Here is a 13,551-nt window from a genome sequence, read left to right as displayed (position 1 = left end):
CCCTTTTTTCTAAAATCTAAAACCTTTGTGTTTTCCGTCTTTAGTTGTGCTACAATAACCTTATATGCCCGATAAATTACCCATTACTCCCACTTCCCAACCCCAGCCTGCCCCTGTGGCAGAGCCGAGTGTTTGGGAACAATTAAGAGCCCCTTTCCGTTCTAAAAAGGGGTGGATTGTGCTGGTGCTTTGTTTACTCCTTTTTTTGACGGGAGCAGTTATCCCGGTGGGTTCTATTCCGCTTTTACGAAACTTGGCTTATGCTATGGGGTACTCTCCCGATGAGGCCAAGGAAATGTCTTTGTTGCGGGCGCTTCTTTCTTGGCATGATCATTCCAAACAAGTTACCCCGGATGCTATCGACCCGGACGAAGTATCCGTTTTCAGTTCCGGGGCTGCTGCCCAAAATGGCGCGCGCGTAGGAGGGCCGGAAAACCGTTTAATCAATATTCAAGCCGTTAATTCTTCCCTCGCCCGCCGCGGCAAACGCGTGGACAAAGTGACCGGGGTGCATTATGTACCGGGTGATGAAGACGGCCTTCAATCTTCCAAAGTAAATATCACTAAAAGTAATGTTTCCGCGGGTACCGAGGCAAACGATACACGCCCGAGCGAAGTATTTTTCGGGGAAGATGCCTCTGCGGTGACGCGCGACCCCAAAGACGGATTCAACAGCTCTGCTACTCTTAAAAAAATTGCCAATACCAACATTGCAGGCGCGGGGGAAGACGATTGGTTTATGAAAATGGTGGAAAAAGCCAAACGCAAAGATGTAGATGTGGAATCTCTTACCAAAAATTTGGATATGGGCACCACCTTGGCGCGCTTGCCCGATTCGATGGAAGTGGGTAAATCTCGGGCTTACAAAGATATGTACTATGCCTATTTTATGGGTAATGCCGCGCGGCGTACAAATATCATTCCGTTAAAGAAAACATTGGCGTCCGCCGGATTTAGCGGGGCGGAAATGCCTAAGTCCGTATTTGATTCTTCCGGCTTTTCGGGGGTGGGGATTGATAAAGATGCCGTCGTTTCGGATATAGAAAATGTTAAACTCCGTATTGAAAACGAGAAATTATGCGAAGATGCCACCAAAACTTCCGGGGCCCGTATCGATGATACATTAAAAGCCGCCCGTACCAATATCAACAACTTGCCGGGCTCTTTCCCGAAAAACTGTGATGAAGTGTCGGGCAGTAGTTTTACCAATTCTTTGGGCAATATCCAAGAACAATGTAAGTTGATTGTAGAAGATTACGGCCAACTGGATACTTACTGCGGAGTAAAAATAAAACAACAGGGCGAAGCCTGTACAACTGTTAAACTAACCGATGCGTACGATACTTATTCGTCCTATTGCTTAGACGCCGCCAAAGAGTGCTCCTCTATAGAAGATCCGGCGGCAATGGATAAGTGTATGGCAGAGCGCAAAACGGGTGACCAGCATGTAACCGACGAATATGGGAAAAACATTAAAGATTTGGTGGAAAACAGTTTTGAAAAAGGTAGCGGATTCTTCCCGGAGGAAGACTGGGCAAACTCCAATATCTTTTTGCTGTAAAATTTTTCAAAATACCCCTTGAAAAATTCATATTTAATGCTATAATAAATGTAAGGACGTATTGTAAAGAAAGTTGTCACGAAGTGGGGGACCATCTTCGAACAACGGTTTCTTTATTATGATAAAGCAGTAAAAAACGGAAAGTTTCTCGACGAGAGGAATTTCCACAGGGGCCCGAAAAATCCCCGCAAACAAGTCGTTTTAAGTTAAATAGGAGGCACTTATGCCAGAGGAAAAAAAGAAGGATAGTTTTACCTTTAGCGATAAGATTAAGAACAGTAAACAACCCGGTTCTAAATCTTTTGCTAATCGTATTTCCTCCAAAGTAGGGAGCGACGGCAAGCCGAAACGCACGCTGTTCGAAAGAACCAAACGCGATGCGCCGTTTATCATTGCCGCTCTTATTGCCTTGCTTTTGTTGCCGTTTTTGTATAAGTATAGCGGCCAAGTAAGCGAAGAACAAATTGTCGCCCCTTCGGTGGAGGATAGCGCTTTCGACCCCGAACGCTACGGTTTTGATACGGTAGGTGGGGATCCGGAAGGGCAAATCGCCCAGTTGGCCGGCCGCGACCCGTTGAGTTTAATCAAAGGGTTCGGCGGGGTGGAAGAACCGGAATCTTACGATTCCATGGCTTCTTTTGACCGCAGCGGTTTGGAAGATCGCTCTTATTCCGACACCACGGAAGAAAGAAACACGACCAACATCTATAAACGCAATGCTCCGGCTCAAACGCGTGCCTCTTTCAAGCGTGCGGCAACCAAAATCGGCAAGCTTTCTTCTGCCGGGTTGACCGGCCGTGGCGGCGGTAAGTTGGGTGTAGGTATGTGGGGCGGTGGTTTGAAATCTGCGGCCAAACGCGTGAAAGCCGAAACCCCGAAAAGCAGCCCTAAACCGGTTTCTTTGCAACCCTTGACAGCTGCTGGCAAACCTTCCCGCTCGTATTTCGGGCAAAATGCCGCGGAACAAGCGCGTCGTTCTAAAGATGCCATGTCTAAAGCTAATGCCCTGCAAGCCTTGGCCGATGCCCAATTTAAGCCCATTGAACCGGGCAAAATCGGCGGCATCGCCGGTGGCGATTTAGGCGGCCCCGGTGGCGGAAACGGCAACTTGGAACGCAACTTTGCCTTCAACGGCAAAGAACCCTGGTGGTGGGACATGATGAAACGCCGCTCCCAAATGGAATGGGAGAAAAAATTCAACCATAAATGGGGTTGGATTGATTTCGGCGTGAAACTTGCCCAAAACTTTTTGGATCCGTTCCTCTCTTGTTTGATGACGGGTACGGACGACTGGTCTATGGGTAACATGTTTGGTGCTGTGGCCGGTTCCGGCGATGAAGATGAATGTGCCGGCTTAAATAAAGAAAAATGGAAAGTTCAGCATCCGGAAGTTCCGTTTAGCAAAGATGACTGCCGTGCGTTCTTCAAATATAAAGTTGAAGAAGGTATTAAAGACCCGTGGGAGGGTGGTAATGTGGCCGGAGCCAATATGGGATTTGTTTCCCAACGCATTGACTGCTTGAGCAATGGTTTGGGGGCCAAATTGGCAACTAAGTGGTTTGGCAAAGAAAACGGTAGCATTACGGAAGCAGATGACTGCGCCCGTGTAATGATGGACGGCCATTATAAAGCGGTCTATAGCGCTAGTAAAGCCAAAAAACGCCGCATTTTTACCTATGTGGTGGGTGTGCCTACCAAGGATATTGCTACCTACTATAGCGGACACTTGCAACCGGAGCAACAACGCGACAAACTTGTTATCGGTTTGTTTAAGGAAGGCGGAGAACTGAACCTTAATGCGGTTAACAGATCGGGTTTTGTGCCTCTGTTTGTGGAAAGTGTTGCTATTAAGACCAGAAAAGTTAAAAAGACTGAGGTTCAACAAGCCACGGTTAAAGATTCCTCCGACAATGAAACGGTTGATACCTCGATTCAAGCTGATGATAATGACGGTTTTAGTGAAACCGAAATCAACAGTTGGTTAGCTACTACCGAGAAGGGCACAAAATACATGACCTATGGTACTTTCTTGGAGAAATTGAGAAAAGGCAGAGCTGTTATTACCGATAGTTATGCGGACTATAACCAAAACTATGGTGCTACTCCGGAAACGAAGGAAATGCAGTTATCCTTCTCTTCCAAGAAAGGCAAAAAAGGAAAAGGCTGGATTTTAGGTGCGCGTTGTAACTACCCGTTAGCGAGAATTTCGTGCGACTACTATGCCAATGTCGGTGCGCAAGACGGTGCAACGGACGAAAAAGGCATTCCTTATGCGCATGTACTGTTTGCTAATGGTATGGCAGACCAAAAAGCATATGACAAAATGAAGAGCAAGTTTGTCATTACTTACAGCGTACAGGGTGAGGACGAAGCCTTTAGCAATGTCTCCAGCACCCAGAATACCGGTGAAAAAGGCCAAGTGTATGTGGTTCGCCACTATGATGTGAGACCTTTTGACCATGAACCGTATGCAGATAGAAAATTAGGGAAGAATCAAAGAAAGCGGATCGCTGATAGTGCAGGCAATGCCACAGGATTCCAAGTGATAGCGGATAGAATTCCTGAAAGCATTAAAGGAAAACGCTTGGTTATCAACTGGACGATTCGTCAGTGCAATAGCGTAGATGTGGACGGCGATAGCGTCAACCAAGGCGGTTGCCATAGCGGAACTTCCTATGATATTAAGTATGACGCCAATGGAAATGCAACCTCCGCCCCTGCTAAAGGGCAAAGCTTGCCCGGTATTCCGGTCAGCACTGCTACCTGTGTGTACAACGATAATACTACGTTGTCCTACTCGGTAGAGGAAAACAAATGTCCGAATGGCCCTGATACCAGTGAGGAATGCTGTCTAGAGAAACACCCTACCGGCTATAAATACGTAGACGGAAAATGCGTTCCGGAAAACAAAGGTGGCGGTGGAAAAGAGCCGACTCCTGAAAAGGCGTATTTGGCCAAGTATTTCTCTTGGGTTCCCCAGGACGCCTTTAGCAGAAAGCCGGCGGCTAATGGTGGTACCCCGGATGCCTTTGAAGGTGCCAAACTGTTGACTGTTGTGGAAAATGTTCCCCAAAAATGTGGAGGGGATGCCGGTGGGCGATACGCAGACTCTCCTTCTGCTACGGCCTTCGTTAAAGATGTCGTAACGAAATATAATGCTAAAGCCCAACAGGAAAACAAACCTCAATTGGCCGAAGTTGGAGAAAAAGTAACCTCCGGGGAGTTAGTGGACGCACTTAACATCGCTCAATCCGTAGGGGTTAGCACTGTGAACGGTGCTGCCGTATGTGCCTTGGGCCGTGCCATGGTATTAACTTCGTTGGATCCTCATTTAAAGAACGAGGTGAAACGTGCCGACGGAAAACCTTATCACAATGAATTGGGTGCCTTCTTGGCCTATATCCAACCGGAAGCGGCCTTGTACCCTGCTCAAATGATTGACGGTAAGGACGAATGTGATAAGCGTTTCATGGCTGTTCAGGAAAGTTCTTGCCAGGCTACTCCACAGTTAAGAGGAGAAAGAAAGTACCATCATAACAATTACTTCTGGAACGGTTCTGATGGATTGGCATACCAGAGATATAAGGACTCTCTTTCTGCGGCCATGGAAAGATATCCGCTTAAAGCCTTGGCACTGGACATTACGGAGAATTGTAGTGGCAAGAGCGGACAAGGTGCTTGCAGAAAACAGTATACTGCGCTCAGCAAAACCTTGTTAGTTGATGATTGCGAAAACTTGGCGGGTAGATCTTTAAATGTACAACATGTACTGGATTACGTGCAGGGTGCCTGTAAAGACGGGTTAGACTATAAGCCCTATGGTGCCGCCGGATCCGGTGCTGCTCAAAAAGCGAGTACTTCGCAATTGAATAGCGGAGACAATGCAGTTCCTCAGAAGTCGTAACAAATGTTTGAAACATACCCCCGGGGAAGCCCGGGGGTTTTTGTTTGTAAAAGTTGCAAGGTGTTTTTCTTTAGCCCGCATCGGGCTTTTCTACTAACCTTATTTCCCGTTTGCGAGGGCCGTTGCTTTTTTCTATCATATAACTATGGAAACACGGCGCATTTTGAGGCTTTTATTCGTAACGCTTTTCCTTTTGGGGGGAGTGTGCCGCGTACATGCATTTTTTCCGTTTTCCTTCGGTAAACAAGAACTTAAAACCGACTATTCCCAAACCGTGTGGGACCAAATCATGCGCGACCAAGCCCGCACCGATATCCGCCGAGGTATGGGTGAAATGTCCCAAGCCCGCTACCAGGAAGCGTCCAACAGTTTTGCCAAGGCCATTGTTAAAAACACCAAAGACCCGCTAGGGTATTTGCTTTTGGGGGCCTCTCTTTATTGGGCGGGCAAAGTGGACGATGCTATTAGCGAATACAAGGAAGCCCTCCGCCACGACCCGCACAACCCCATGGCTTACCAACTGTTGGGCATTGCCGCCGGTTGGAAGGGCGATGTCCCCTTGGCGCAGGACTACTTTTTGAAGGCTAACCGTTTAGACCCCAATAAAGCCGATACCCAAATGAATTTAGGTTCTACTTATGCCGTTCAACACAACCGCGAAAAGGCCCTGGAACATTTCCGCCGCGCTACGGAACTGGCTCCGCGCGAGCCGTTGTATCATTATCAGTTGGGTACGCTCTATGAATCATTGGGGCGTGATGCCCAGGCCGAAAAAGCCTTTAGAAAGGCCTTGCGCCTGTTTCCCGCATACGAAGATGCACAACTCAGTTTAGGTGCTTTGTACGAGAAAATGGGCCAAACGGACGAAGCCCTTAAGTACTACAAAAAAGCCGTCCGCACCAAACCCGGCGATTATGTGGCACGCCTGCGCTATGCTTTTTTACTCGTGCGTAACGGCCGGGAAAATACCGCGCGGGAAGTGATAGAGGAAGCCTTTTCCGTTTCCCGTTTTAAGGAGGAGGGCCTAGCCTTAAATGCCGTGTACCGCGCCAGCGGACGGACGGCTCAGGCTTTTGAAAACCAAATTGAAAAATTTAAGGAAAGTTTGCTAAAGGTATCTCCTTCTAAACCGATTCAGGTGGAAGTTTCGTTGGAATACGAGCCTGTTGCCCAACCGCAAAACGCTACTACTCCGCAAAGCAGGTTTGAACAAGCCTACGAAAAAATGCGTGCGGCAGATCCCTTGGATAATACGGGGGAAAACAAAATGGCTTTTAAGCGTATGTTCACCTTGCCGGCAGGGGATAGAAATACCCGCGCGGAACAAGCGGAAAATTTTGCGCAGGGTATCCGCCAAGCATTACAGCAAAGTGCCGGGAAATATCAGGTAAATTTATCCATGCAAGGGCGCACGCCGGATTATGCCTCTCCGTCCGCTCTTACCCAACACACCACCACTGCCCCCAAAGCCGTGTACGACCCGCGCATTGTAGGCAACGATATGGGCTTGTGGGTGATGGGGCGGACTTGGATTAAGTTTGTACAAGAAGCACAAGAAGAATTGGCGGAAAATTTGTCCGCTTGCAAAAAAGGGAACACATGCCTGCTCTTGGAAGGCTTGGCCTCTTTGGCGAGCGGAGACGGATACGGCGCTCAAGCAGCCTTTGAAAAAGCCTCTCTTTCCTACCCTGCCGATGCCTTGCCTTTAGTGGGTTTGGGAACGGCTTTTGTGGTAAACGGGGACGATGCTTCGGCGGCGGAATCTTATAAAAAAGCCTTGGCAGTTAACCCGAATAATAAGACGGCAAAAAGAAATCTAAAAATTTTGGAAGATTAACTTATGCAAAAATACGGACAACATTTTTTAATCAGCGAAAGCGTAATTGCTCAAATTATTGATGCGGCCTTGATTCTAAAACGCCAAAATTTGGTGGAAATCGGCCCGGGAAAGGGGGCTTTAACCGCGCGCCTTATCGAGCGCGGCCAAAAAGGTTTTACCTTGGTAGAAATCGACCCGGAAATGGTGGCTTATCTAAAAGACCATTTGCCGAAGGACGCGGAAATAAAAATCGTGCAAGGGAACTTTTTAGCGTTTGATTTGGCTTCTCTGCCACAAGTGCCGACGGAGTTTGTCAGCAATTTGCCCTATATTGATGCCGCGGATATTTTGGATAAAGTGCTTGGTTACCCTTATTTTGAAACGGCGGTTTTTATGTTCCAAAAAGAACAAGCCCAACGCATACGCGCCAAGGCGGGAGAAGAATTTTACGGCCCGTTAAGTATTTTCAGCCAACTGCGCGCCTGGGTGAATCCTATTTGCAAAGTGGGAAAAGGTTGCTTTAATCCTCCGCCGAAAGTAGAAAGTATGGTGCTGGCGTTTGAAAAGAAAAAAGAAACGCCGTTTCCCACAACGCAAAGTTGGCAGAACTTTCGCAAAGCAGTACTTTCCGCGTTCGCACATAAACGCAAGACGGTGTTTAATTCTTTGTCTCTTTGCGGCTATGAAAAAGAAAAAATAACGGCGGCTTTGGAATTTCTGCGCTTACCGCTTACCGTGCGTGCGGAACAAATACCCGCCGAAAAATATGTGGACTTGGCCTCTCGGTTATAAAAGTTTGCTTAGTTTATTTTCCAAAATTCGCTCCTCGGCCACAAAGGGGCGAATTTTATTTAGACTTAACTTTTCTACAGCCAGGCGGATAAGGCGGGAAGAATCGGTTTCCTGCGGGGCGTAAAATTTCCCGGCTTGCAAAAAAGCCTCTCGCGGAGCTAGGCCAATCAGTTCACCGGCGGTTGCAGTCAACCCGCGTTTGCGTGCTTCTAACGAGCAGGCTTGCCACACTTGGGCAAGGCCCGTGGTTCGAAAATCGGTTAAATTAAAAGATACTTGTGCCGCGTGGTATTCGGGCATTAGCCAGCCGATGGCTTTTACGGCAGGCAGGCCTCCGTTTTTTTCGCGCAGGACGGCTGCTATTTCTTTGGCGAGGGATACTTCTTGTGTGTTTAAGGATATATTAAACGCAATCAAAAAATTACGCGCCCCGATAACACTTGCGCCCGTGCGGGAAATTTCCAGGGAATAAACGGCGGGGCCGTAGTCGGGGGGAAGGGCCGGGAGTTTAGCAGGTAAACTTTCGTATTCGCCTTGGCGGATAAAGGCCAGGTTTTTGCGCAAAGGGGAAGAGGCATTTTTTTCGTACAGATAAACGGGAATATTCAGTTTTGAGCCTACTTGGCGCGCCAACATATCTGCCCAAAGGGCCGTTTCTTCAAGCGTTATATTTGTTATGGGAACAAGCGGGCATACATCTACCGAGCCCAGGCGCGGGTGGGCGCCGTGTTGCGTGCGCATATCCAAATGTTTTTGGCAAGAAGCAAAAAGAGCCAAACAGGCTTTAACTACTTCTTCGGGTTCGCCTGCTAAAGTAAGGACGGTGCGGTTGGCATCGGGGTTGGAATCCAAATGCAAAATTCGGGCACGAGACCCTGCCACCGCTTCTTTTGCGATTTGTGAAACAAGCGGTAGATTTTTCCCTTCGGAAAAGTTAGCAATAGCCTCGATAATTTGCATAAAAGTATTATAGTTTTTTCCCTGAAAAAAAGCGTAAAAATTTTTCAAAACATTTGTGTTATTTGGAGTTATTTATTGTATAATAACTATAGGTACTTATTAAGTTTAAGCACCTGATTATTAGAAAAAGGAAGTATTTGTAAAATGCCTAAAGGAAAAGTAAAATGGTTTAACGACCAAAAAGGTTACGGTTTCGTAACCCCCGAAGATGGTTCTAAAGATCTCTTTGTTCACTATCAAGAAATTCAAGGCGACGGTTTCAAAACCTTGGCCGAAGGTCAAGAAGTGGAATTCGAAGTCGTAGAATCCGAAAAAGGCCCGAAAGCCGTTAAAGTAGTAAAACTTTAATTTTTAGGGTTTTTAACCACCGGGGCATTTGCTCCGGTGGTTTTTGTTTGCACAGGAAATAAAAATGACGAAAGCAAAATACCCGCAGGCTTCGTTGCGTGAACTGTGGTTTTTATCTTATCCGCTGATTATTACCATGGGTGCCCAAGTGGTGATGCAATTTGTGGATAGAATGTTTTTGGCTTGGCATTCGCACGAGGCTTTGGCGGCTTGCGTACCGGCAGGAGCGCTCGCCATGACTTTTGCCTCCATGTTTATGGGTCTTGCCAGTTATACCAGCGTTTTTATTTCCCAGTATTATGCACAAAAAAAATATGCTTCCGTAACGGTTTCCTTATGGCAGGGGGTCTTTTTGGCGGGGGTATCGGCCCTACTCCTTGCCGTATTAACCCCGGCGGGTAATGCGCTTATCGGTGCTTTCGGGCATGAATCTTCCGTCCGAGCGTTGGAAATAAAATACTTTTCCATTTTGAATATCTTTGGCGGGGTAGCGGTTGTAAATAATGCTTTGGGAGCCTTTTTCAGCGGGCGGGGACGAACGAAAGTTCCTATGTGGGCCGCTGTATTCGGAAATTTGATAAACATGGGGCTTGACTATGTAATGATTTTCGGGAAACTGGGTTTCCCCGAAATGGGTATCGCCGGGGCGGCCTGGGCCACGGTAATCAGTATGGTTATGACAACGATTATGTTTGCCACGCTTATTTTTTCGGGTAAACTTCGAAAAGAATACAAAGTGGCTAAACTGGCCGGTTTTTATAAGCCTATTTTTTCGCGACTTCTTCGTTTTGGGCTTCCCAACGGCTTCGGTTTTTTGATGGATGTGGTGTCTTTTACATTGTTTACATTTATGGTGGGGAGCATAGATACCCTTTCCCTTCAAGCCAGCAACATCGTTATGTCCATGCAACCTGTGGTGTTTATGGTAATTTTGGGTTTGGGAATCGGGATTCAAATTTTGGTCAGTAAGTACCAGGGATTAAGACGGCCTGATTTGAGCGTAAAAGTGGTAAAAAATGCGTGTAAAATCGGTTATGCGTATGCTTTATCTGTCGGGGTATTATTCTTCTTTGGTGCGCCGATTTTGGTAGGGCTGTTTATCCCGGCGGGCAGCCCCGATGCCGCTTTGATTGCCCAAAAGACTTACCCCTTGATGAAACTGGTTAGTTTCTTTGTAATTTGTGATGCTACTTACTTGATTTTCGGCGAAGCAATCCGCGGGGCAGGGGATACCAAATTCTATATGTACGTAATGCTTTTCTGTGCGTGGGGGCTACTTGTACCGGGTACTTGGTTTATCGTGTACAAGTTGCATTTGTCCGTTTTTTGGGTGTGGAGTTGGCTTACCTTTTATGCGGGCATCACGGCGGTGCTGATGATGTGGCGGTTTTTGCGGGGTAAATGGAAAAGTATTGTGGTAACGGCTGGATAAATTAAAAATAGTATAAAAAGGCACTTCGCAAGAAGTGCCTTTTTTGTAGAGTTATAAGCAGGAAAGTTAATAATGGCTGTTGTCTTCCTTTGCCGGGTTAAATTCAATTTTTATCCAGGCATCTGCCCCGACATCTTTGGCTAAAGTTCTGGATACGGCGCCTTCGTTGGGCAGATGTGCCTGAGGATACATTTGCTCAAACAAGGTGCTGCGGGTGGTGAGTTGCAAGTGTTCTTCCCCGGGAAAGGCAATGTATTGGTTTTGAAGCACGGTTTTGGAAGTAATACTTGCTACATATAAGTTTTTTTCCACTCCTTCTAATCTCTTGGCCACAGAGAACGGAAAGTTAAGCGAGCCTTGTTCCAAGCCGGTGTGGAGAATGATAAGTGCATCGGGGTGTTTTTCTCTGACGGCCTGTAATTTTTCTTGGAACATTTTTCCTTCCATGGCCGATGCCTCTAACGAATACTCCCAAGGCCTGTTGAAGGGAATTCCACTTCCGTTGTTTCCTTGCATATTCCCTGTGAATTGACTAAAAATGTCGGATCGTTTCATACCGATAATACTAATATCGTGGTAATAAGCATTTTGCCAAAGAGGTTCATACCCTTTCCGATAATACTTGCTTTCGGTGATAGAGGCATCGAGTTTGGTTGTCCATACAACGCCGTCTTCCAGGTAAGAGGAAAGCAAGATGATTTCTCTCTCGGGCATTTGCTGGCGTAAGGCTGTTAAAAAGTCGGAAAAACCGTCTATAGTGGACGGATTGTGATAAAAACCCATTCCCACACATAATACATCGGTGGACGCGGGAATTTGTTTGGCCAACCACTCAGCGGAAGTTTCCGTGGCCGTGGGTGAAACCGCAGTGGCCTTTACTCTGTTAAGAATTTCCGGTACATGGGGGTTTCTGGCCAAAATGGTGTTGGCATAAAGAATATATTTGCGGTTATGTTCCGCAGTGATAAAATCTTCATTATTTTTTAATACCACTGCTTCCTTCCCCTTATTTAAGTAGGGCTGAGGGTGTGTTTTTTGAATTTGGGCTAACTCGTCTTCGGGGAGGAAAGTTCTATCTGTCGGTAGTGTAATGCCGGGAACTTGCAATCCTTGCTTAACCAGATTTTCCCGTACCTGCGAAGCGGCCCTCGCCGTCGTATTGGCGCGGCTGCTTAATACGGGGGTTACGCTTTTTGCGCTGGGCGCGGGGCCAACGAGTCCCTTCCCGATATTTTTTAACCATTTAACCGGGGTTTGGGCCTGTAAAGGTAAAACCGTGAAGAAAAGCAGAATTAAGCAAAGTTTTTTCATAAGCGGGTCCTTATTCATATTTTAGGAGAAAAATAAGAAAAAACAAGGATTAAAGGGCCTATAAACTTTTTGGGCCTAAAAATAAAAAGAGAGTAAAAAATAACCCTGTGCTTTGGCGCAGGGTTATTTTGAAATTTTACCAACTTATTAGTTCCAAGGTTTCACAGAGGGATCCAAGTAAATTTCGTCTAAATCAAGGAACTTTACAAAAGCCTGTTCCATGGTGTTAGCTTGTTCTTCAGGATCTTTGTTCTCGTCCCAAGAAAAACCTTTTTTGGTTTTGGTAATATCGTTTTTATGTACAAAATAAATGCTTCCCGAGAAAGCCTCCGCAAATTTGGGAAGGAAAACTTCTTGGCAGGCATTACCCGAGCAAGCCGTGGCTGCGTTCATGAAAACTTCCAAGTTGGACAGATTGTTGACCCACTCGATATTGGTGTTTGTGGAATCTTCGTAAATATCCAACATAACGGGGATATAACTGATGCTATGAAAACGGTTGATTCTGGCAGCCAAATTATCAAGGTAGGGCACCATGGTTTTTGATTTTTCACAATCACTTTTAAGCAATACTACTGCCAAATATTCTTGGTCATAGGCCGGGTTAAGAATAGACAGGGCATTTTTGTTTTGGGAGTCGCGTTCTATCATTAAATCTTCACTTCCCGTAAGGGTTTTGAAAGTGGCACTTTCCCATTCTTGAGTGGCAATTAACTCTTCTTCAATCTCTTCGGAGATAGGAAGGTCTAATGTTCCGTCCATGGCACAACCCGAGATGGTCAATATCCCGAACATAGCCACGAATAATACAACCAGTTTTTTCATGCAGTTCTCCTTTGTCGTGGTAACCTAAAAGTACAAAATAGGCCTTTCTAGTAGTATCTTAAAAATAGTGTTTTTCGTCAATAGGCCATTAGACCTAGGGCCCCTTGGGCCCCCACGGGAAAAATATGACGAAGACAGAAGCAAACCAAAAAATTTAATAATTCCCTTTTTGGCATTGCAGGCAGGTAATACCGTTTGCTCGCCACATATCTACAACACTTTGGCGGTCATCTACGGTAAAAAGGATTTGTTTGCCCTGTGCTTTTAGAGAATTTAGTATATCTTGTTTTACATCGCAGTCCGGGCGTTGGTCATTATCAGCACGCATGAGGAGGGGGCCAAAAGGAATTTCGTGCCAAGCAAGCCAAGTTTCCGTTACTTTGCGAAATCTTTCCTGCCGGCCTGATACCAAGATAATTTCAAACTTTCCGCTCTCATATAGGGCGCGGTAGAGCGCAACAACAGGCAAGTTGGGCAAATCTTCTTCCATTTTTGCGTTAAAATTCTTCCAATCAGGGATTTCTTGTTTAAGGAAATCTTCCCGTCCGTTCAAGTTGGCTAGAGTACCGTCTATATCAAATAAAATTGTTTTCATAATA

At 46.3% G+C, this 13,551-nt stretch carries 10 protein-coding genes; 6 read left to right on the top strand and 4 right to left on the bottom strand.

Annotated features, from left to right (window positions below; translation table 11 throughout):
* Nucleotides 1–64 precede the first annotated feature (64 nt).
* The 4 genes from E7027_00135 to rsmA all read left to right on the top strand — a co-directional run bounded on the left by E7027_00135 (nt 65) and on the right by rsmA (nt 8,076).
* Nucleotides 65–1,561, top strand: a complete 1,497-nt coding sequence (locus E7027_00135; protein ID MBE6420550.1) for a hypothetical protein — start codon at nt 65–67, stop codon at nt 1,559–1,561.
* A gap of 223 nt (nt 1,562–1,784) precedes the next feature.
* Nucleotides 1,785–5,465 carry a hypothetical protein gene (locus E7027_00130; protein MBE6420549.1) on the top strand — a complete coding sequence of 1,227 codons (3,681 nt, stop codon included), beginning with the start codon at nt 1,785–1,787 and terminating at the stop codon, nt 5,463–5,465.
* Between the two features lie 145 nt (nt 5,466–5,610).
* The gene (locus E7027_00125) at nt 5,611–7,302 is read left to right on the top strand and encodes a tetratricopeptide repeat protein (GenBank protein ID MBE6420548.1); all 1,692 of its coding nucleotides are present in this window, start codon (nt 5,611–5,613) and stop codon (nt 7,300–7,302) included.
* Nucleotides 7,303–7,305: 3 nt separating this feature from the next.
* Nucleotides 7,306–8,076, top strand: coding sequence for a ribosomal RNA small subunit methyltransferase A (gene rsmA / locus E7027_00120; GenBank protein MBE6420547.1), 771 nt, complete (start codon nt 7,306–7,308; stop codon nt 8,074–8,076).
* On the opposite strand, the gene ftcD is transcribed toward rsmA, so the two are convergent.
* On the bottom strand, nt 8,071–9,036 hold the full coding sequence (gene ftcD, locus E7027_00115) for a glutamate formimidoyltransferase (protein ID MBE6420546.1): 966 nt from the start codon (nt 9,034–9,036) through the stop codon (nt 8,071–8,073). The two genes, rsmA and ftcD, sit on opposite strands and share 6 nt — an antisense overlap.
* Nucleotides 9,037–9,180: 144 nt before the next feature.
* Between ftcD and E7027_00110 the strand changes: the two genes are divergently transcribed.
* Both E7027_00110 and E7027_00105 read left to right on the top strand, forming a co-directional pair.
* Nucleotides 9,181–9,384, top strand: a complete 204-nt coding sequence (locus E7027_00110; protein ID MBE6420545.1) for a cold-shock protein — start codon at nt 9,181–9,183, stop codon at nt 9,382–9,384.
* A 64-nt stretch (nt 9,385–9,448) separates the two neighbouring features.
* Entirely contained in the window at nt 9,449–10,816 is a 1,368-nt protein-coding gene (locus E7027_00105) for an MATE family efflux transporter (protein MBE6420544.1), read from the top strand.
* Nucleotides 10,817–10,882: 66 nt separating this feature from the next.
* Here E7027_00105 and E7027_00100 read toward each other — a convergent pair whose 3' ends face one another.
* The 3 genes from E7027_00100 to E7027_00090 all read right to left on the bottom strand — a co-directional run bounded on the left by E7027_00100 (nt 10,883) and on the right by E7027_00090 (nt 13,547).
* A complete protein-coding gene (locus E7027_00100; protein ID MBE6420543.1) occupies nt 10,883–12,127 on the bottom strand; it encodes a hypothetical protein in 1,245 nt (414 codons plus the stop codon).
* Between the two features lie 147 nt (nt 12,128–12,274).
* Nucleotides 12,275–12,952: a hypothetical protein gene (locus tag E7027_00095; GenBank protein ID MBE6420542.1), complete on the bottom strand. Its 678-nt coding sequence runs from the start codon at nt 12,950–12,952 to the stop codon at nt 12,275–12,277.
* Between the two features lie 154 nt (nt 12,953–13,106).
* A complete protein-coding gene (locus tag E7027_00090) occupies nt 13,107–13,547 on the bottom strand; it encodes a hypothetical protein (GenBank protein MBE6420541.1) in 441 nt (146 codons plus the stop codon).
* Between the last annotated feature and the right edge of the window lie 4 nt (nt 13,548–13,551).

This window comes from Elusimicrobium sp. (genome assembly GCA_015062115.1).
Taxonomy (GTDB): domain Bacteria; phylum Elusimicrobiota; class Elusimicrobia; order Elusimicrobiales; family Elusimicrobiaceae; genus Avelusimicrobium.
This window is presented reverse-complemented; position numbering and strand designations above follow the sequence as displayed.